The sequence below is a fragment of the Ruegeria sp. BHSB196 genome (assembly GCF_059613135.1).
In genome coordinates this window covers 46,974-67,442 of sequence record NZ_JBXWRY010000019.1, presented here as the reverse complement: position 1 = coordinate 67,442, position 20,469 = coordinate 46,974, and the positions used below count along the sequence as shown (strand labels likewise).

The window sequence follows — 20,469 nt, the reverse complement described above, 5'->3', positions numbered from 1 at the left end:
TGCCAGTGCGATGGGCATGCCTTTGCCGACGCCGCCCGGCAGGCCGGACAAGACGCGCAGGTTCAGCCGGTTTGCCCGTTGACTTGTGTCTTTGGGGCATCACTGGCCGCGGTGCCCCAAAGACCCAGCCGACTCAGCATCGGCCATTCGCCCACCACTTTCACCCGGTGGGGTCGAGGAACTCGTCCCCGACCCGCCAGTATTCACCCAACCAAAGTGGGCGCCCCCTCTTGCGCGTCAGGTCGTGTGTCTCTTGCAAGATCGAAGCGATCGCATTGTCGATCCCGACCTCGTCGAATTCACAGCCCTTCGAACGCATGAATTTCCATTCCGGCAAGGAATGCAGAGGTTTGTCGTAACCGTTTAACATCACACCACCGAACACTGGTCACAATTCACTCGCAAACACCGGGAAAACACCCCGGATTCAATAACTTATCAGCTCAAAGGAAATGGAAGCCTGGCAGCAACACACGCACAAACTTCGTCAATTCCGCCCCAGTTGAGGCCAAAATGGATCGGAATTGTGGCATGAATGTGGCACATCAGTGACAATTCGGAAACAGTCTGTTTTTTGCTGGAAGAAAGCGTGCGCAGCGCCAAGGACACGGATCGGTCCGGCAAAGCCAGACACAGGCCAGCCGGCCGTTTTCCGTGCGTTCAGCTTTCGCTTTTACCGTCGCTCAGGCGGTCGAACGGATCGCCGCGCATCTTGTCGGGCAGGTTCTGCGCGGCGTCCAAGTCCGGTACGTGAAAACCGCGGGTCCATCGCTCGGGCAGTTTTTCGACGCCGCGCGCCACTCTGCGGGACCAGCGGACCTGCCCCTGTCTGAGCCGCGCGGCCCAATCCGGTTTCCGGCGTTCCAGTTTTTCGAACCCGCGGCAGGCCAGTTCCGAGAACCGGTCATGGCCCAGAGTCCAGTATGAAATCAAGAAGATGGCGATACCCAGGACCAGGATCGACGGCAACAGCCAGGGCCGCCAGATCATGACCACCAGCACCGCCGCAACCAGCACATGGCGCCAGGTCGGCTCGTATCGGCGCGACCGGTTCGGAACCGGTTGAACAAAGCTCTTGAACTTGGGAGCGCGCGCCGGGACGGGACGATCGCGCGGCGGGATGCGGGCCAGTTCCGGCCCCCCGCAATCCTCCGCAGTCAGCCCGCTGCCGCTCAGGATCGCCCGGATGGCGGCATCGGTTCGGTCCTCATCCAGCTTGCGCGCCATGCCCTGCATCGAATCCCGTTTTGGCAAGGCGTGAATCGGTTTGTCGAATTCGCCCCACATTGTCCCCTCGCAATCCCATTTCCCCTGCCATTCGACCTGATTGCCGTCAGGCGGGAAACAATACGCTCGGATGAGACTTGCCTCTGTTGCGGCCCACATGACCGCAAGCCCACATTCTCGCCCCATAAACGGCAGAATTATGGCGATAGATGGGCCAATTGCGGGCGGTCAGCTCGGATCGCGCCAGCGGTTGACGATGGGATAGCGGCGATCCAGCCAGAAGGACCGGTTGCTGAGCCGCGTGCCCGGCGCCGACTGGAACCGTTTGTATTCGCTGACATAGATCAGATGCTCCACCCGCTTGGCGGTGTCCCTGTCGAAGCCCGCCGCAACGCAATCCGAGATCGAACCGTCCTTGTCCACGAGAATGTCGAGGATCCCGTCCAGCACCTCGTAGTCGGGCAGACTGTCGCTGTCCTTCTGATCCTCGCGCAGTTCGGCGCTCGGCGGCTTGTCGATGATGGACGGGCGGATCACCTCGCCCGCCGGCCCCATCATCCAGTCGCGATGATTGGCGTTGCGCCAGCGGCAGGTTTCAAAGACCCGGGTCTTGTAGAGATCCTTGATCGGGTTGTAGCCGCCGTTCATGTCGCCGTAGATCGTGGCATAGCCCACCGCGATCTCGGACTTGTTGCCGGTCGTCAGCAGCATCTCGCCGAACTTGTTGGAAATCGCCATCAACAGCAGGCCGCGCAGGCGCGACTGGACGTTTTCCTCGGTGATGCCCGGCTCCTGCCCGGCAAACAGCGGCGCGAGCGTGTTCGTGACCGCGGCGCGGCACTCGGAAATCGGGACGTGGTCGTATTGAACGCCCAGTGCCTTGGCCACCGCTTCGGCATCTTCCAGCGACGCGGCGCTGGTATATTCCGATGGCAGCATAACGCACCGCACGTTCGCAGGCCCCAGCGCATCGACGGCGATCGCCGCGACCAATGCGGAATCCACCCCGCCGGACAATCCCAAGACCGCCTTTTGGAACCCGGTCTTGGCCATGTAGTCGCGCAGGGCCTGCACCATGGCGCGGTAATCCTGCTCCCACACGTCCGGCAGCGGCGCGATCTCGCCGGGCACGATGCGCCAGCCCTCGTCGCCCCGCTCCAGGTCGAGATGCGCGATGGCCTCGTCAAAGACCGGCATGCGAAACGCCAGCTCCCCATGCGGGTTCAGCGCGAAAGTGCCGCCGTCGAACACCTGATCGTCCTGACCGCCCACCATGTTGAGGTAGATGAGCGGCAACCCCGTTTCGACGACCCGCGCCACCATGTGGTTGATGCGCACGTCGAACTTGTCGCGGAAATACGGAGAGCCGTTCGGAACCAGCAGGAACTCGGCGCCGGTCTCGGCCAGCGTTTCGGTCACGTCCTCGTGCCAGCTGTCCTCGCAGATCGGGCTGCCGACGCGGGTATTGCCCACGGAATATGGCCCGCCCAGCGGGCCTGCGTCAAAGATGCGCACCTCGTCGAACACGGTCTCGTTCGGCAGGTGATGCTTGAGCACCTGGCTGGCGATCTTGCCGCCCTTGAGGATCAGGTAGGCGTTGTACAGCCGCCCGGCCTCGATCCACGGACCGCCGATGGCCAGCGCGGGGCCGTCCGCGCATTCCTCGGCCAGCGCCTCGACCGTGGCGATCGCCGCGTCGTGAAAGACCGGTTTCATCACCAGATCCTGGGTGTTGTAGCCGGTGATGAACATTTCGGGCAGCGCCACCAGATCGGCGCCCGCGGCCCGGCCTTCCTCCCACGCGCGCAACGCCTTGTCGGCATTGCCGTTCAGATCGCCGACGACCGGATTGAGCTGCGCCAGCGTGATGCGGAAACGGTCGGCCATGCTGCCCCTCTTGTTCACGACATACCCCAAGCCATTTATCAGATCGCGCCCCGAGGGAAAGGCCAATGCGGCAAAAGACGTTGCCCCCGTTTCGCCGGTAGCCTAAGTTTCGGCCTGACGAGCAGGACAATCTTGCAATCCGGGCAGACAGGGGCACCGATGTTCTCGATCCGCAAAACCATCGCAACGGCGGCACTTGGGGCGCTGGGAGGGACAGCCTGGGCGCAGGATGACCAGATCCTGATCACCGAGGACGATGTCGGCGGCGTGTATGAGGGCACCTTCAAGGGCGGGCTTCAGCATGGCACCGGCACCTATCGCTTGCCCAACGGGTACGAATACACCGGCCAGTGGGTCGATGGCGAGATCCAGGGCAAGGGCGTGGCGCGCTTTGCCAGCGGCTCGGTCTATGAAGGGGAGTTCGCCAAGGGCAAGCCGCACGGAGTGGGCAAGATCGTCTATCCCGATGGCGGAACCTATGAAGGCGAATGGAAGGACGGCATCATCGACGGAACCGGGATCGCCGTCTATGCCAGCGGCTTTCGCTACGAGGGCGGATTTCAGAATGCCCAGCATCACGGCAAGGGCGTCATGCGCGGGCCGGACGGCTATGTCTATGACGGCGACTGGGTGGAAGGCCGCAAGGAAGGGTTCGGCAGGATCACCTATCCCGACGGTGCCACCTATGAAGGCGACGTGAAGGATGGCCAGCGGCACGGTCAGGGCACGCTGACTCTGGCCGATGGCATGACCTACAGCGGCGCGTGGGACGGCGGGCAGATCACCGGCAAGGGCGTGCTGACGCAGGCCAACGGCGACGTCTACGAGGGCGACCTGATCGAGGGCCGCCGCGAAGGACTGGGCAAGGTCATCTATCCCAACGGCGACTACTACGAAGGCGAGTTTCTGGACGACCGCCGCCATGGGCAGGGCACGTTCGTGGGTGTGGACGGGTATCGCTATACCGGCCAATGGGTCAACGGCCAGATCGAAGGCTCGGGCGAAGTCACGTATCCTGACGGCTCCGTCTATGTCGGCGAATTCGGGGCGGACCTGGCCGACGGCAGGGGCAAGATCACCTATCCGGACGGATCGAGCTATGACGGCGAATGGATCGCCGGCGTGATCGAGGGCGAAGGCACCGTGACCTACGCCAACGGCGTGGTCTACAAGGGTCAGCTGAAGAACGCGCAGTACCACGGCACGGGCATCATGACCTACCCGGACGGCTATCGCTACGAAGGCGACTGGGCCAACGGAATGCGCCACGGCGAGGGCGAGGCGACCTATCCGGACGGATCGGTCTATACCGGCCAGTACGCCAACGGCCAGCGGCACGGCCAGGGCGAGATCGTGATGGCGGACGGGTTCAAGTATGCCGGCCAGTGGACCGAAGGAAAGATCACCGGCGTGGGTGTTGCGACCTATGCCAACGGCGACGTGTACGAAGGCAGCTTCTTGAACGGCAAGCGCCAGGGCGAAGGCACGATGCGCTATGCCGACGGTCAGGAGGAAAGCGGCACCTGGGAAAACGGTGCCCTGACCCAGAACGACGCCACCCAGGTCGAATCCGAAACCCCGGTCGAAAACACCGTGCAGAGCGAATAGGCGCCGGCGACCGCCTGGGCAGCGCCGGCGCAAGCGCCTGGATCAGGTCAGATCCTTGTAGCTGATCTCGCGCGTGTCGGCGCCCGGCCCGGCCTTTTCGCGGCGCACGATCAGGCGGTTCAGGGCGTTGATATACGCCTTGGCCGAGGCCACGACGGTATCGGTATTCGCGGATTGACCGGTGGCGATCATGCCATCCTCTTCCAGCCGCACCGAAACGGTGGCCTGCGCGTCGGTGCCCTCGGTCACGGCATGGACCTCGTAGAGCTGCAGATGCGCCTTGTTCGGATAGAGCAGCCGGATCGCCTTGAAGGTCGCGTCCACGGGACCGTCGCCATGTTCCGTGGCGGTGACATCCTTGCCGTCGATCTCCATCTCGACCGTCGCTTCCGCCGGTCCGCCGGTGCCGCAGACGACCTTCATCGAGACCAGATGCAAGCGATCGTTCTTGGCGTCCTCGCCCGAATGCATCAGCGCGATCAGGTCGTCGTCGAACACTTCCTTCTTGCGGTCGGCCAGTTCCTTGAACCGGATGAACACGTCCTTGAGCTGATTGTCGCCCACCTCGTAGCCGAGGTTGTTCAGCTTGTCGCGCAGGGCGGCGCGGCCGGAATGCTTGCCCAGCGGCAGAGATGTTCCCGACAGCCCGATATCCTCGGGGCGCATGATCTCGAAATTCTCGCGGTTCTTCAGCATCCCGTCCTGATGGATGCCGCTTTCATGGGCAAAGGCGTTCTTGCCCACGATGGCCTTGTTGTACTGGACCGGAAAGCCCGACACCGTGGCCACCCGCCGCGACACGTGCATGATCTTGGTGGTGTCCACGCCGGTCCGCCACGGCATGATGTCGTTGCGGGTCTTGAGCGCCATCACCACTTCCTCGAGCGCGGTGTTGCCCGCGCGTTCACCCAGGCCGTTGACGGTGCATTCGATCTGCCGGGCACCGCCTGCGACGGCGGCAAGCGCGTTGGCGGTGGCCATGCCCAGATCGTTGTGGCAGTGGGTTGCGAACACGACCTCGTCCGCACCCGGAACGGTTTCGATCAACTTCTTGATCAGATTGGTCTTTTCGGTCGGCGCTGTATAGCCGACGGTATCGGGAATGTTGATCGTGGTGGCGCCGGCCTTGATCGCGATCTCGATCACGCGGCAGAGATAATCCCACTCGGTCCGCGTCGCATCCATCGGCGACCATTGCACGTCTTCACAGAGGTTGCGGGCGTGGCTGACGGTTTCATGGATCTTTTCAGCCATCTCGTCCTGCGTGAGGTTCGGAATGGCCCGGTGCAGCGGCGAGGTGCCGATGAAGGTGTGAATCCGGTTCTTCTCGGCGTGTTTCACCGCGTCCCAGCAGCGGTCGATATCGGCGAAATTCGCGCGGGCCAGCCCGCAGATGCGGGCGTTTCTGGCGCGTTGTGCGATTTCCGTCACCGCACGGAAGTCGCCTTCGGAGGCGATGGGAAACCCGGCCTCGATGATGTCCACGCCCATTTCGTCGAGCAGTTCGGCGATTTCAAGCTTTTCGTCATGGGTCATGGTCGCGCCGGGGCTTTGCTCGCCGTCGCGCAGCGTGGTGTCGAAGATCAAGACTCGGTCTTGGTCGGTCACGGTCGTCATGTCGGTGTCTTTCTTGTCTGTCCTAAAGCCAAATGGCGCGCAGGCGTCCTCCTCTGAGCGGGCGCGCCGATTGGCACGCTCAGAGGCGGATTAGGATCAGTAGGCCGCGCAGAACCGCGCCGCAGGGGGCGGCGGGGGTGGAGGGGATATCTGCGCGGTTGATCATGGAGCCGAGTTTATACAGCGCCGCGCGGGAATGGGAAGCGGCAATTTGACCGGTTTGTACGCCGAATTTCAGCAGGCTGTCCGGTTTGTACGACGTGAAACCGGCGGCGCGCGGGGTCAGAGACCGGCGAAGATCCGGTCCAGCCGCGCCGTCTCGTCCGCCAGCCCGAAGGGCGCGTTGACGAAGACCATGCCGGAGCCGACCATCCGGTGCCCGTCGCGGGCCGGGGGAAAGCGGACCTCGTGGCGCAACGCGCCGGGCAGGTCTTGACGTTCGAGCGCGGCCAGCATCGGGGCATGGCGGCCGTCGGTCAAAATCGGATACCAGAGCGCGATCACGCCCACGTTCCATTTGCGGTGCAGCTTGGCGATCAGGCCCGGCAGGCGGTCGTATTCGGATTTGACCTCGAAGCTCGGGTCGATCAGCAGCATCCCGCGCCGCGGCGTGGGCGGCAGCAGGGACTGGGCCAGTTCGAACCCGTCCTGCTTGTGGATGCGGGCGGCGACGGGGTCGAGCGCCCGCGTGAGGGCGGCGTGCTCCTGCGGGTGCAGCTCGGCGAAATGCAGGCTGTCCTGCGGCCGGAGAAGGGTTGCCGCGATCAGGGGCGAGCCGGGATAGACCTGCGGACCATGCCGGTCCCGCACCTCGGCCACGGTACGGACCAGCGGGTGCGCCGGCTCGAACCAGGTTTCGCGCAGGGCGCGCCGGATGCCCGCCGCGGCCTCGCCGGTGCGGGCGGCCTCGGCGGCGTCGAGGCGGTAGAGACCGCGGCCGGCATGGGTTTCGACATAGGTGAGCGGCTTGTCCTTTCGGGTCAGATAGGCAAGGGCTGTGGCCAAAAGAGCATGCTTGTGCACATCCGCCAGATTCCCGGCGTGGTAAATGTGTTGATATGACAGCATGATCGCTCTTAAAGTCCTTTCCAAAAGAGGCAGAAAGGCGCTGATTGACGTGGAATCAGCCCTTTTACCGAGCGGGTTTGCGCCCTATAAGTCATCCGTCCCGGACCCGTCGAGTCGTGGGTACAAGAATAATTCTGGCAAGCAGGGTCACTTACATGGCGATCTTTGGTAATCTGGGCGGCCTGTTCTCGTCGGACATGGCCATCGACCTTGGGACCGCGAACACGCTGGTCTATGTCAAGGGTCGCGGTGTGATCCTGTCCGAACCGTCGGTCGTGGCCTACCACGTCAAGGACGGCGTCAAGAAGGTTCTGGCCGTGGGCGAGGACGCCAAGCTGATGCTGGGCCGGACACCGGGTTCGATCGAGGCGATCCGGCCAATGCGCGAAGGGGTGATCGCCGATTTCGACACCGCCGAGGAAATGATCAAGCATTTCATCCGCAAGGTGCACAAACGCTCGACCTTTTCCAAGCCCAAGATCATCGTCTGCGTCCCGCATGGGGCGACGCCGGTCGAGAAACGCGCCATCCGCCAGTCGGTTCTGTCGGCGGGCGCGCGGCGCGCCGGGCTGATCGCGGAACCCATCGCCGCGGCGATCGGGGCGGGAATGCCGATCACCGATCCGACCGGCAGCATGGTCGTGGATATCGGCGGCGGCACCACCGAGGTGGCGGTCCTGTCGCTGGGCGACATCGTCTATGCCCGTTCGGTCCGGGTGGGCGGCGACCGCATGGACGAGGCCATCATCAACTATCTGCGCCGCCAGCAGAATCTCTTGGTGGGCGAATCCACCGCCGAGCGGATCAAGACCACGATCGGCACCGCGCGGATGCCAGATGACGGGCGCGGGCAGTCGATGCAGATCCGCGGCCGCGACCTGCTGAACGGCGTGCCCAAGGAAATCGAGATCAGCCAGGCGCAGGTGGCCGAGGCCCTGTCGGAACCGGTGCAGCAGATCTGCGAGGCGGTGATGACGGCGCTGGAGACCACGCCGCCCGATCTGGCCGCCGACATCGTGGACCGGGGCGTGATGCTGACCGGCGGCGGGGCGCTGCTGGGCGATCTGGACCTGTCGCTGCGCGAACAGACCGGCCTGGCCGTGTCGATCGCCGACGAGAGCCTGAACTGCGTGGCGCTCGGCACCGGCAAGGCGCTGGAATACGAGAAACAGCTGCGCCACGCGATTGACTACGACAGCTGAGGCGCGCACCCTCTGACGCACGGGTCAACGCGACGGCGCGACGAGCACCGGAAGGAGTCCTGTGGCAAAGGACCGTTCACAGCGCGACGACTACACCGCCCCCCTGCGCCGCCTGCTGTTGGGGGTGGTGCTGTTGTGCCTCTTCGGCATCTTCCTGGTCTGGCGGATCGACAGCCCCCGGGTCGAGCGGTTTCGCGCGCAGGTGGTGGACAAGGTGGTGCCCTCGATGGACTGGGCCATGGTTCCGGTCACGGCGACGATCAACCTGGTGCGCGATTTCCAGAGCTATCAGCGGCTGAGCGAACAGAACCGCGAACTGCGCAGCGAGCTGCGCCAGATGCGCGCCTGGAAGGAGGCGGCGCTGCAGCTTGAGCAGGAGAACGCGCGGCTTCTGGATCTCAACAACGTGCGGCTGGACCCGCGCCTGACCTATGTGACCGGGGTGGTGATGGCCGACAGCGGGTCGCCGTTCCGGCAGTCGGTGCTGCTGAACGTCGGCGCGCGCGACGGCATCGTGGACGGCTGGGCGGCGATGGACGGGATCGGCGTGGTCGGACGGATTTCGGGGGTCGGCCCCGACACCGCGCGGGTGATCCTGCTGACCGATGCGGCCAGCGCGATCCCGGCGACGATTCAACCGTCGGGCCAGACCGCGCTGGTGGCCGGCGACAACACCGCCGCGCCCGTCATCGACTTTCTGGAGAACCGCGAACTGGTGCGCCCCGGCGACCGGGTGGTGTCGTCGGGCGATGGCGGCGTGTTCCCGGCCGGGCTGCTGATCGGGCAGGTGGCGCAGGATCCCGGTGGGCGGCTGCGGGTGCGGCTGGCGGCGGATTTCGAGCGGCTGGAGTTCCTGCGGGTGCTGCGCTATCACCCGGCGGCGCCGATCACCGATCCCGGCGGCATCGTGACGCCGCGCGGACCGGCCGCGGCGCTGCGCCCCGAGGAGGCCGCCGATGGATAGGTTCGCGGCCTCGCATATCTGGATCATGCGGCTGCTCTATGTCTGGCTGGCGCTGGTGATCGTGTTCTTTCACCTGCTGCCGCTGAGCACCCTGCCCGCGCGATGGGCGCCGCCCGACCTGCTGATCGCCCTGACCTTTGCCTGGACGCTGCGGCGGCCGGATTTCGTGCCGATCGCCAGCGTCGCCGTCGTCATGCTGATGGCCGACCTGCTGCTGCAGCGGCCGCCGGGGCTGCTGGCGGGGCTGGTGGTGGGCGGCTGCGCCTATCTGCGGTCGGTCTCGGGGGCGGCGCGCGACGCCGGGTTTGCCGGGGAATGGATGACCGTGGGCATCGTGCTGATCGCGGTCGCGGTGCTCAACCGCGTCGTGCTGGGCCTGTTCGCCGTCGGGCAGGCGCCGTTCTGGCTGGTCGTGTTCCAGCTGGTGCTGACCATCGCCGTCTATCCGCCGGTGGTCTGGTTCAGCCAGTCGGGCCTGGGGGTGCGGCGGCCTGCGGCCACCGATGCCGAAGCGATGGGAGGGCGGGCGTGAAACGCAATCCCAAGGAGCTGAGCCGCATCCACCGCCGGTTTTCCCGGCGGGCGCTGGTGCTGGGCGGGCTGCAGGCCGCCTTCGTCGGCGCGCTGGTCACGCGGATGCGCTACATGCAGGTGGAACAGGCCGACCAGTTCCGGCTGCTAGCCGAGGAGAACCGCATCAACATCCGCCTGATCCCGCCCAGCCGCGGCGAGATCTATGACCGCAACGGGCAGATCATCGGCCAGAACTCGCCCTCGTACCGGATCGTCATCGTGCCCGAGGATGCCGGCGACGTGGACGCGGTGATCGCCGATCTGTCCCGGCTCATCCCGCTCAGCGCCGAAGAGCTGGACCGCGCCCGCGCCGAGATGCGCCGGTCGGCGCCGTTCCTGCCGGTCACGCTGGCCGATCAGGTGACGTGGGAGGACATCTCGAAGGTCGCCATCAACGCCCCCGCCCTGCCCGGCATCACCCCCGAGGTGGGCCAGACGCGGCTGTATCCCCGGTACGAGGATTTCGCCCATGTGGTCGGCTATGTCGGCCCGGTCAGCGACTATGACCTGAGCCAGCTGTCCGACCCCGAGCCGGTGCTCCGCATTCCCCGGTTCCAGATCGGCAAGGTGGGGCTGGAGGCCAAGAAGGAGGACGTGCTGCGCGGCAAGGCCGGGGCCAAGCGCGTCGAGGTCAACGCCACCGGCCGGATCATGCGCGAGCTGGACCGGCGCGAGGGCGAGGCCGGGGCCGACCTGCAACTGACCGTCGATGCCGACCTGCAGCAATACGTGCAGGCCCGGCTGGCCGGGGAAAGCGCCGCCGCGGTGGTCATCGACTGCGAGACCGGCGATCTGCACGCGATCTGCTCGTCCCCGAGCTTTGACCCGAACCTGTTCGTGCGCGGCATCTCGGTCGCCGATTACCGGGCGCTGACCGAGGACAAGTACCGCCCGCTGGCCAACAAGAGCGTGCAGGGCACCTATCCGCCCGGCTCGACCTTCAAGATGATCACCGCGCTGGCCGCTCTGGAGGCCGGTCTGGTCGGGCCCGAGGACACCGTCTATTGCCCCGGTTTCCACAAGGTCGGAAGCCGCCGCTTCCACTGCTGGAAACGCGGCGGCCACGGCTACATGAACCTGCTCAACTCGCTCAAGCAAAGCTGCGACGTGTACTATTATGACGTGGCGCTCAAGGTCGGGATCGACCGGATCTCGGCGATGGCGAACAAGTTCGGGCTGGGCGTCAGGCACGACATTCCGATGTCCGCCGTCGCCGAGGGTCTGGCGCCGGACCAGGCGTGGAAAGAGCGGACGCATGGCGAAGAGTGGCTGATCGGCGACACCGCGAACGCCTCGATCGGACAGGGGTTCATGCTGGCCTCGCCGCTGCAGCTGGCGGTGATGTCGGCGCGGATCGCGACCGGGAGGTCGGTCACGCCCCGGCTTGTCAAGTCGATCGACGGGGTCGAGCAGCCCTCGGGCGCGGGCGAGCCGCTGGATGTCAACCCCAACAACCTGCGGCAGCTGCAGCGCGCGATGTATGCGGTGTCGAACGACCGCCGCGGCACCGCCTATCGCAGCCGCATCATCGACGAAGCCTATCGCATGGCCGGCAAGACCGGCACCAGCCAGGTCCGCAACATCACCGCCGCGGAACGTGCCGCGGGGGTGATCCGCAACGAGGATCTTCCGTGGGAGCGGCGCGACCACGCGCTGTTCGTCTGCTTCGCCCCGTTCGAGAACCCGAAATACGCGGTTTCGGTGGTGGTCGAGCATGGCGGCGGCGGGTCCAGGGCCGCGGCCCCCGTGGCGCGCGACGTGATGCTGCAGGCGCTCTACGGCGGCACGCCGCCGCTCGAAGCCTATCCGGTCGCCGACCGCGACCGGATCCGGGAACAGCAGCAGCGGCTGGAACGCGATCAGCGCCCCAAGGCGCGGCCGGACGGGAAGGACCGCGCATGAGCTATCTCGAATATGCGGTCAAATCCACGCCCAGCGGGCTGCGCAAGGTTCTCTACATGAACTGGCCGCTGACGCTGCTGCTGATCAGCGTGGCCTGCGTCGGATTCCTGATGCTCTATTCGGTGGCCGGCGGCTCGTTCACCCCCTGGGCCGAGCCGCAGATGGAGCGGTTCGTGCTGGGGCTGGCGGTGATGTTCGCCGTTGCCATGGTGCCGATCTGGTTCTGGCGCAACATGTCGGTGCTGGCCTATCTGATCTCGCTGGGCCTGCTGGTGCTGGTCGAGGTGATGGGCACGGTGGGCATGGGCGCGCAGCGCTGGATCGACCTGGGCTTCATGCGGCTGCAGCCCTCGGAGCTGATGAAGGTCACGATGGTGATGCTGCTGGCGGCCTATTACGACTGGCTGCCGGAACAGAAGATCTCGCGCCCGCTCTGGGTCTTGCTGCCGGTCGTCATGATCCTGATCCCCACCGCGCTGGTGCTCAAGCAGCCGGATCTGGGCACCGCGATCCTGCTGCTGGCGGCGGGGGGCGGGCTGATGTTTCTGGCCGGAGTCCACTGGGCCTATTTCGCGGCGGTGGTCGCGGCAGGCCTGGGCCTGATCACCACGGTGTTCAGAAGCCGGGGCACCGACTGGCAACTGCTCAAGGATTACCAGTTCCGGCGCATCGACACCTTTCTGGACCCCTCGACCGACCCGCTGGGCGCGGGGTATCACATCACCCAGTCCAAGATCGCACTGGGATCCGGCGGCTGGAGCGGACGCGGATTCATGCAGGGCACCCAGTCGCGGCTGAACTTCCTGCCGGAAAAGCACACCGACTTCATCTTCACCACCCTGGCCGAGGAATTCGGCTTCGTCGGGGGGGTCTCGCTGCTGCTGCTCTACACGCTGATCCTGCTGTTCTGCACCGCCACGGCGCTGGCCACCAAGGACCGGTTCTCGTCGCTGGTGACGCTGGGCATCGCGCTCAACTTCTTCCTGTTCTTCGCCGTCAACATGTCGATGGTGATGGGCCTGGCGCCGGTGGTCGGCGTGCCGCTGCCGATGGTGAGCTATGGCGGCTCGGCCATGCTGGTGCTGATGGCCGCCTTCGGCATCGTGCAGAGCGCCCATATCCACCGCCCCCGATAAGGACGATCCCCCGCCCATGACGATCAATGTGCTGTTTTCCGCGCGCCCGGCGCTCTGGCCGGTCTACGAGCCGCTTCTGCGGGGCTGCCTGGCCGAAACCGGCCTGGCCTTCGAACTGGGCACCGCGTTCGACCCGGCCGAGGTCGATTACGTGGTCTATGCCCCCAATGGCGGGCTGCGGGATTTCACCCCGATGACGCGGCTCAAGGCGGTGCTGAGCCTCTGGGCCGGGGTCGAGAGCATCGTCGGCAACGAAACCCTGACCGTGCCGCTGGCGCGGATGGTCGATCACGGGCTGACCGAGGGGATGACCGAATGGGTGGTGGGCCATGTGCTGCGCTATCACCTCGGCACCGACCGGCACGTTCTGGACCAGACGGGGGAATGGCGGCCCGAGCCGCCGCCGCTGGCGCGGGACCGGCAGGTCGCGGTGCTGGGCCTGGGCGCGCTCGGCGCGGCGGCGGCGCAGGCGCTGGCGGCGCTGAATTTCCGCGTCACCGGCTGGAGCCGGTCGCCCAGGGCGGTGCCCGGCGTGACCTGCCTGCACGGGCGCGACGGGCTGCGCGCGGCGCTGGCGGCGGCCGAGATCGCCGTCCTGCTGCTGCCGGACACGCCCGCCACCGAGAACCTGCTGAACGCCGAAACCCTGGCGCTGATGCCCCGGGGGGCGCGCCTGCTCAATCCGGGGCGCGGCACGCTGATCGACGACGCGGCGCTGCTGGCGGCGCTGGACGCGGGCCGGATCGGGCATGCCACGCTCGACGTGTTCCGGACCGAGCCGCTGCCGCCCGGCCATCCCTACTGGGCGCATCCCAGGGTGACGGTCACGCCGCACATCGCCTCGGAAACCCGCCCCGAGACGGCGGCCCGGGTGATCGTCGAGAACATCCGGCGGGGCGAGGCGGGCGAACCCCTGCTGCATCTGGTGGACCGCGCCCTGGGCTACTGAAAAGGCCCGCGCCCCTTCATCTTGCCGGAAATACTCCCGCCGGAGGCGTGCGCCGCAGGCGCAATCCGGCGCTCAGGCCGCCACCAGCCCGCGCCCCCTGAGCAGCGCCTCGACCCCCGGCAAGCGCCCGCGGAACGCCAGGTACAGATCCTCGGCCTCGCGCGAGCCGCCGGTGGACAGGATGTTGCGCTCCAGCGCGCGGGCCTGATCCGGGTCGAAGGCGCCGCCCGCCTCCTCGAAGGCGGCGAAGGCGTCGGCATCCATCACCTCGGACCACATGTAGCTGTAATAGCCCGAGCTGTAGCCGTCGCCGGCGAAGACATGGGCGAAATGCGGCGTGGCGTGGCGCATGCCGATGGCATGGGGCATGCCGATCCCGGCCAGCACCTCGGCCTGTTTCGCCATCGGGTCGGCCGGGGCCGGTCCGTCGTGAAAGGCCAGATCGACCAGCGCCGAGGCGACGTATTCGACGGTCTGGAAGCCCATGTCGAACCTGGCGGCGGCCAGAACCTTGTCCAGCATCGCGCGCGGCATCGGCGCACCGGTCCCGGCATGGGTGGCGAACTCGGCGAGCACCTCGGGCACTTCCAGCCAGTGCTCGTAGAGCTGGCTGGGCAGTTCCACGAAATCGCGCGCCACCGAGGTGCCGGAAATGCTTTCATAGGTCACGTCGGACAGCATCTGGTGCAGCGCGTGGCCGAATTCGTGGAACACCGTGCGCGCGTCGTCATAGGACAAAAGCGCCGGGTCGCCCTTGGCGAAGTTGCAGACGTTGATGACGACGGGGGTCTTGCGGCCGGGGAATTTCGCCTGCTGCCGCATGGCGCTGCACCAGGCGCCCGAGCGTTTCGAGCTGCGGGCGAAATAGTCGCCGATGAAGACCGCCACGTGCCGCCCCCCGCGCGTCACCTCCCACGCGCGGCAGTCCGGGTGATAGAGCGGCACGTCGAGCGGGCGGAATTCCAGCCCGAACAGGCGGTTGGCGCAGGCAAAGGCGGCCTCGATCATCCGGTCGAGCTGCAGGTAGGGTTTCAGCTCGGCCTCGTCCAGATCGTGCTCGGCCTTGCGCCGCTTCTCCGCGTAGTAGCGCCAGTCCCAGGGTTCCAGCGGCCCGTTGACGCCATCCGCCTGCATCATCCGGGTCAGAACCTCGGCATCGGCCTCGGCGCGCGCCCGGGCCGGTTCCCAGACCTGCATCAGCAGGTCGCGCACCCGGTCCGGTGTGCGGGCCATTTCGGTTTCCAGCTTGTAGTCGGCGAAGCTGGCGTAGCCCAGCAGCCTGGCGCGTTCCGCCCGCAGCTTCAGGATCTCGGCGGCGATGGCGCGGTTGTCGGTCTCGCCGCCCTTCGCGCCGCGGGCGGTCCAGGCGCGATAGGCGGTCTCGCGCAGGTCGCGGCGCGGGGAGAATTGCAGGAACGGCACGATCAGCGAGCGCGACAGGGTGACGACCGGACCATCGGCGCCCTTTTCCCGGCCCGCCTCGCGGGCGGCGTCGATCACGAATTGCGGCAGGCCGTCCAGATCGCCATCGGCCAGCGGCAGGAACCAGTCGCGTTCATCCGCCAGAAGGTTCTGCATGAAGGCGGTGCCCAGTTCCGCCAGCCGCGCCTTGATCTCCTTCATCCGCGCTTCGGCCGCGCCTTCCAGCGCCGCGCCCGCGCGGACGAAGCCGCGATGCGACAGCATCAGGACGCGCTGCTGTTCGTCGGTCAGGTCCAGCGCGTCGCGCTGCTCCCAGACCGCGGCGATCCGGCGGAACAGCGCCTTGTTGGCGTAGATGTCGGCGAAATGCGCGGCGAGCTTGGGCGAAAATTCCCGTTGCAGGGCTTCGCGTTCGGGGTTGCTGTCGGCACCGGCGACGGTGAAGAACACCGCGATGACCTTTTCCAGCTGCGCCCCCGCCGCCTCGAGCGCCTCGACGGTATTGGCGAAGCTCGGCGGTTCGGGATTGCCGGCGATGGCGTCGATCTCGGCCGCGTGGGCCGCCAGCGCCTGTTCCATCGCCGGGGCGAAATCGTCGTCGGCAATCTGCGAAAACGGCGCGATTTCGAACGGGGTCTGCCAGTCGGCAAGGATCGGGTTGGTCATGCGGGTCTCCTTTGCGGTCAAGCTAGGAGCGGGGCCGGCAATGGTCCAGAGGCGCCGGGCGCAAAACGACGGATCCTGACGGAATCCCACTTGCGCCCGCCCCGGCCTGCCCGCAGGGTCGGCCGCGAAGGGAGACAGGACATGACCAGACCGAACCGCCGCACCGGCCCGATGACCACCGCCATCCATGCGGGCGACCCGCCCGATCCGGCGACCAACGCCTCGACACCGCCGATCCACATGAGTTCGACCTATCTGATGGACGATGTGGCCGGGTTCTCGGCCCATGACCTGACGCCGGACAGCCCCTATACCTATACCCGCTGGGCGAACCCGACCGTGGCCGGGCTGGAGACCAAGATCGCCGCCCTGCAGGGGACCGAAGCCTGTCTGGCCACGGCATCGGGCATGGCGGCGGCGGCGGCGATCTTTTTCACCTTCCTGTCCGCCGGCGATCACCTGATCATCTCGGACGTGTCCTATGCGGGCGTGGCGGAACTGGCCCGCGAGACCCTGCCGAGGATGGGAATCGCGGTGAGCCCGGTGAACATGGCGGACCCGGCGGCGGTCGCCGCCGCGCTCCGGCCCGAGACGCGGCTCATCCACACCGAAACGCCGGTGAACCCGATCGGGCGGCTCACCGATCTGGTGGCGGTGGCCGAACTGGCGCGGCAGGCCGGGGCGCTGCTGAGCTGCGATGCGACCTTTGCCTCGCCGCTGGGCATGGACACGGTCGGGCTGGGCGTCGATCTGACGATGCATTCGACCACCAAGTACATCGGCGGGCATGGCGATGCGGTGGGCGGCGCGGTGGCAGGCCGGGCCGATCTGGTGGCCCGGATGCGGGCCGAGGCGGCGATCCATCACGGGGCCGTGCTGTCGCCGTTCAATGCCTGGCTGATCGCGCGGGGCGCGGCGACCCTGCCCCTGCGGATGAAGGCGCACCAGGCCGGGGCGCAGGCGGTGGCGGAATGGCTGGAGTCGGACCCGCGCGTGACCCGCGTGATCTATCCCGGCCTGCCGTCGCACCCGCAGGCGGACCTGGCCGCGCGGCAGATGCGGAACAGCTCGGGCATGATCTCGTTCCAGGTGGGCGACGCGGCCACCGGCGAACGCATCGCGCAGCAGATGATCGAACGGCTGGAGATCGTCCACTATGCCGTGTCGCTGGGCCATCACCGCAGCCTGATCTTCTGGATGGGAACCGAGGGGTTGATGGAAAGCTCGTTCAAGCTGCAGGGCGCGCAGCGCGACGCCTACCGCGCCTATGCCGGGGACGGGATCTTTCGCCTGTCGGTCGGGCTGGAGGAGGCCGAGGACATCATCGCCGATCTCGACCGCGCGCTGGGATGACCGGGCTGCTCCCGCCCCCTTGCGGGGTTGGGCCGGGCCGCGCGCGGCGGCGCGCGGCGGCTGCGCCCGCGATCAGGGCGCGCCGCAGACCGGGCAATCCGCGCGCTTGCCCAGAGTGATCTTGCGGGATTCGCCATAAAGCGCGTCATAGATCAGCATCTCGCCCACCAGCGGCTGCCCGGCGCCGGTGATCAGCTTGACCGCCTCGACCGCCATCATCGAGCCCACCACCCCCGGCAGCGGCCCGATCACCCCGGCCTCGGCGCAGGACGGGGCGAGGCCGGGAGCCGGGGCCTCGGGGAAGATGCATTGATAGCAGGGGCCGGACCGGGCCGGGTGAAACACGCTCAGCTGCCCCTCCCACTGCGCCAGCGCGCCCGAGACCAGAGGTTTCGCGCCCGCGACGGCGGTCCGGTTCGACAGGTAGCGGGTGTCGAAATTGTCGGTGCCGTCGAGGATCACGTCATAGTCGGCGAAGAGGTCGGCGGCGATCTCGTCGGTGAGGCGGCGGTGATAGGGGCGGACGGTCACGTTGGGGTTCTGCGCCAGCATCGCGGCCTGGGCCGAGAACACCTTGGGCGTGCCGATGTCGGCGTCGCGGTGGATCACCTGCCGCTGCAGGTTGGCGTTTTCGACCACGTCGTCGTCGATCACCCCGATCGTGCCGACCCCGGCCGCGGCCAGGTATTGCAGCGCCGGCGCGCCCAGCCCCCCGGCCCCGATCACCAGCACGCGCGCCTGTTTCAGGCGCCGCTGCCCCGGCCCGCCGATCTCGCGCAGCACGATGTGGCGGGCGTAGCGGTCCAGCTCGGTTTCCGAGAACCGGTCCTGCGTCATCGGTCGATCCTCCGCTTCGCGGCCCGCCGCACGCCGCCGCAGCGCGGCCAGCAGGCGGGAATAGAGCAGCCCCAGCAGCACGAACCCGGCCAGGATCAGCCAGAGGGCCGGGGAGCGGCCGGTGGCCTCGCGCAGGGCATGGCCGTCGGGCAGCAGGAACTGGATCAGCAGCACGCCGGCGAACAGCACGGCGACCGGGATCAGCCGGGCCGTGCGCGACACGCCCATGGCATAGCCGAGCCCCCAGAGCGCGGCCGCGAGGACGAGGACCAGCAGCATCAGCCGCGCCCCGTCGAGCCGAAGCCGCCGCCGCCGCGCGCGGTCTCGGTGAGCCCCTGGGCCAGTTCGAACCGGGCCTGCAGCACCGGCGCGACCACAAGCTGCGCGATCCGGTCGCCATGGGCGATCACGAACGGCTCCTGCCCGGCGTTCAGCACGATCACGCCCAGCGGCCCGCGATAGTCGCTGTCGATGGTGCCGGGCGTGTTCGGCAGGGTGATGCCGTGCCTGAGCGCCAGGCCCGAGCGCGGCCGCACCTGCACCTCGTAGCCCGCCGGTATCTCGACGCGCAATCCGGTGGGCACCAGCAGGCGCTGGCCGGGGTCGAGCGTGACCGGCCCGCGGTCGGGAAAGCAGGCGCGCACGTCCGCGCCCGCCGCGCCCGCCGTTTCATAGGACGGCAGGGCCACGCCGGGATCGGCCCAGTCTTCTCGGATCACCCGGATCGCCACCATGCGCTTGTCCCCCGCTTGTTCGCTGTCCTGCCTGTCCCGCCCAGGGCGCGCGTCATCCGGCCAGGGCCGCCGCGATCCGCTGCGCCAGGCGCGCGGCCACGTCGTCCTTGCCCATGCGCGGCCATTCCTCGGCACCGTCGGCGGTGATCAGCACCACCGCGTTCTCGGCGCCGCCCATGATGCCGGTGGCGGGGCTCACGTCGTTGGCCACGATCCAGTCGCAGCCCTTGCGCGCCCGCTTGGCGGTTGCGTGTTCGATCACGTTGTCGGTTTCGGCGGCAAAGCCGACCACCAGGCGGGGCCGCCCGGTCTCCATCTGCGACACGCGCCTGAGGATGTCGGGGTTTTCGGCGAAGTCCAGCACCGGCAGCCCTTCGCGGCTTTTCTTGAGCTTGCGGTCCGAGGCGCTGGCGACGCGCCAGTCCGCCACCGCGGCGGCGAACACGCCGGCATCGACGGGCAGCGCGGCCTCGACCGCCTCGGCCATTTCGCGGGCGGTTTCCACCGCCACGACCTGAACGCCTGCGGGCGGCGGCACCTGCGCGGGGCCGGTGACGAACACCACCTCGGCCCCCAGCGCCGCCAGCGCCCGCGCCACGGCGGCGCCCTGCGCGCCCGAGGAGCGGTTGGCGATGTAGCGGACGGGATCGATGGGTTCGTGGGTCGGGCCGGAGGTGACGAGGACGCGCCTGCCGCGAAGCGGGCCGTCGCCCAGCGCCGTTTCGATAGCGGCGAGAATCTCCATCGGCTCGGCCAACCGGCCCGGCCCGTATTCGCCGCAGGCCATGTCGCCCTCGTTCGGGCCGACGAAGCGGATGCCGTCGGCGGCCAGCCGGTCGCGGTTGCGGCGGGTGGCCGGGTGGTTCCACATCCGCACGTTCATCGCGGGCGCGATCAGAACCGGCGTATCGGTGGCCATCAGCAGGGTCGAGGCCAGATCGTTCGCCAGACCCGCCGCCATCTTGGCCATCAGGTCGGCGGTGGCCGGTGCGACCACCACCAGATCGGCCGAGCGCGAGAGCTGGATATGGCCCATTTCGGCCTCGTCCGTCAGGTCGAAGAGATCGCGATAGACCTTTTCGCCGGCCAGCGCCGAAACCGATAGCGGCGTCACGAATTCCTCGGCGGCGGAGGTCAGGACCGGCGTCACCGCCGCGCCGCGTTCCCGCAGCCGGCGGATCAGGTCCAACACCTTGTAGGCGGCGATTCCGCCGCCGACGATCAGCAGGATGCGTTTGGACGCCAGCATGTGAGCCCCTCTCGGATTCCGGACCGCCCCGACATTAGGCAAGAGCCGGGCCATGCGCCAGTGGATTATCGGGCG

Annotated in this window: 17 protein-coding genes; 8 read left to right on the top strand and 9 right to left on the bottom strand. The window is 67.4% G+C overall.

Annotation, left to right across the window (positions count from 1 at the left end):
• Positions 1–160 precede the first annotated feature (160 nt).
• The 3 genes from AC2FNJ_RS11250 to AC2FNJ_RS11240 all read right to left on the bottom strand — a co-directional run bounded on the left by AC2FNJ_RS11250 (position 161) and on the right by AC2FNJ_RS11240 (position 3,114).
• Positions 161–319, bottom strand: a complete 159-nt coding sequence (locus AC2FNJ_RS11250; protein ID WP_496764329.1) for a hypothetical protein — start codon at positions 317–319, stop codon at positions 161–163.
• Between the two features lie 341 nt (positions 320–660).
• Positions 661–1,287, bottom strand: coding sequence for a hypothetical protein (locus AC2FNJ_RS11245; RefSeq protein ID WP_496764328.1), 627 nt, complete (start codon positions 1,285–1,287; stop codon positions 661–663).
• Between the two features lie 168 nt (positions 1,288–1,455).
• Positions 1,456–3,114, bottom strand: a complete 1,659-nt coding sequence (locus AC2FNJ_RS11240) for an NAD+ synthase (RefSeq protein ID WP_496764327.1) — start codon at positions 3,112–3,114, stop codon at positions 1,456–1,458.
• A gap of 159 nt (positions 3,115–3,273) precedes the next feature.
• Here AC2FNJ_RS11240 and AC2FNJ_RS11235 point away from each other — a divergent pair, with 159 nt between their 5' ends.
• Positions 3,274–4,722, top strand: coding sequence for an MORN repeat-containing protein (locus AC2FNJ_RS11235; RefSeq protein WP_496764326.1), 1,449 nt, complete (start codon positions 3,274–3,276; stop codon positions 4,720–4,722).
• A gap of 42 nt (positions 4,723–4,764) precedes the next feature.
• Here AC2FNJ_RS11235 and AC2FNJ_RS11230 read toward each other — a convergent pair whose 3' ends face one another.
• Complete coding sequence (locus AC2FNJ_RS11230; RefSeq protein ID WP_496764325.1) at positions 4,765–6,339, bottom strand: 2-isopropylmalate synthase; 1,575 nt, start codon at positions 6,337–6,339, stop codon at positions 4,765–4,767.
• A gap of 282 nt (positions 6,340–6,621) precedes the next feature.
• A complete protein-coding gene (rlmJ, locus tag AC2FNJ_RS11225; RefSeq protein ID WP_496764324.1) occupies positions 6,622–7,407 on the bottom strand; it encodes a 23S rRNA (adenine(2030)-N(6))-methyltransferase RlmJ in 786 nt (261 codons plus the stop codon).
• Positions 7,408–7,562: 155 nt separating this feature from the next.
• On the opposite strand from rlmJ, the gene AC2FNJ_RS11220 reads away from it, so the two are divergent.
• The 6 genes from AC2FNJ_RS11220 (at position 7,563) to AC2FNJ_RS11195 (ending at position 14,133) form a co-directional block, all read left to right on the top strand.
• Positions 7,563–8,609, top strand: a complete 1,047-nt coding sequence (locus tag AC2FNJ_RS11220; RefSeq protein ID WP_496764323.1) for a rod shape-determining protein — start codon at positions 7,563–7,565, stop codon at positions 8,607–8,609.
• Between the two features lie 61 nt (positions 8,610–8,670).
• On the top strand, positions 8,671–9,573 hold the full coding sequence (gene mreC / locus AC2FNJ_RS11215; RefSeq protein WP_496764322.1) for a rod shape-determining protein MreC: 903 nt from the start codon (positions 8,671–8,673) through the stop codon (positions 9,571–9,573).
• Positions 9,566–10,105, top strand: a complete 540-nt coding sequence (locus tag AC2FNJ_RS11210; protein WP_496764321.1) for a rod shape-determining protein MreD — start codon at positions 9,566–9,568, stop codon at positions 10,103–10,105. The genes mreC and AC2FNJ_RS11210 overlap by 8 nt, the downstream gene beginning before the upstream one ends.
• Entirely contained in the window at positions 10,102–12,048 is a 1,947-nt protein-coding gene (gene mrdA / locus AC2FNJ_RS11205; protein ID WP_496764320.1) for a penicillin-binding protein 2, read from the top strand. Before AC2FNJ_RS11210 ends, mrdA begins: the two co-directional genes overlap by 4 nt.
• Positions 12,045–13,184 carry a rod shape-determining protein RodA gene (gene rodA, locus AC2FNJ_RS11200; RefSeq protein ID WP_496764319.1) on the top strand — a complete coding sequence of 380 codons (1,140 nt, stop codon included), beginning with the start codon at positions 12,045–12,047 and terminating at the stop codon, positions 13,182–13,184. Before mrdA ends, rodA begins: the two co-directional genes overlap by 4 nt.
• Positions 13,185–13,200: 16 nt before the next feature.
• Complete coding sequence (locus AC2FNJ_RS11195) at positions 13,201–14,133, top strand: NAD(P)-dependent oxidoreductase (RefSeq protein WP_496764318.1); 933 nt, start codon at positions 13,201–13,203, stop codon at positions 14,131–14,133.
• Positions 14,134–14,205: 72 nt separating this feature from the next.
• Here the strand turns inward: AC2FNJ_RS11195 and AC2FNJ_RS11190 are convergent, their stop codons facing one another.
• Complete coding sequence (locus AC2FNJ_RS11190; protein ID WP_496764317.1) at positions 14,206–16,221, bottom strand: M3 family metallopeptidase; 2,016 nt, start codon at positions 16,219–16,221, stop codon at positions 14,206–14,208.
• Between the two features lie 141 nt (positions 16,222–16,362).
• Between AC2FNJ_RS11190 and AC2FNJ_RS11185 the strand changes: the two genes are divergently transcribed.
• Positions 16,363–17,574: a trans-sulfuration enzyme family protein gene (locus tag AC2FNJ_RS11185; RefSeq protein WP_496764316.1), complete on the top strand. Its 1,212-nt coding sequence runs from the start codon at positions 16,363–16,365 to the stop codon at positions 17,572–17,574.
• 72 nt (positions 17,575–17,646) lie between these two features.
• Here the strand turns inward: AC2FNJ_RS11185 and AC2FNJ_RS11180 are convergent, their stop codons facing one another.
• Genes AC2FNJ_RS11180 through coaBC form a run of 3 tightly spaced genes read right to left on the bottom strand, consistent with a single transcriptional unit; the run spans position 17,647 to position 20,394 of the window.
• Complete coding sequence (locus AC2FNJ_RS11180) at positions 17,647–18,690, bottom strand: HesA/MoeB/ThiF family protein (RefSeq protein WP_496764315.1); 1,044 nt, start codon at positions 18,688–18,690, stop codon at positions 17,647–17,649.
• Positions 18,690–19,145 carry a dUTP diphosphatase gene (dut, locus tag AC2FNJ_RS11175; protein WP_496764314.1) on the bottom strand — a complete coding sequence of 152 codons (456 nt, stop codon included), beginning with the start codon at positions 19,143–19,145 and terminating at the stop codon, positions 18,690–18,692. Before dut ends, AC2FNJ_RS11180 begins: the two co-directional genes overlap by 1 nt.
• Positions 19,146–19,197: 52 nt before the next feature.
• Positions 19,198–20,394: a bifunctional phosphopantothenoylcysteine decarboxylase/phosphopantothenate--cysteine ligase CoaBC gene (gene coaBC, locus AC2FNJ_RS11170; protein ID WP_496764313.1), complete on the bottom strand. Its 1,197-nt coding sequence runs from the start codon at positions 20,392–20,394 to the stop codon at positions 19,198–19,200.
• Between the last annotated feature and the right edge of the window lie 75 nt (positions 20,395–20,469).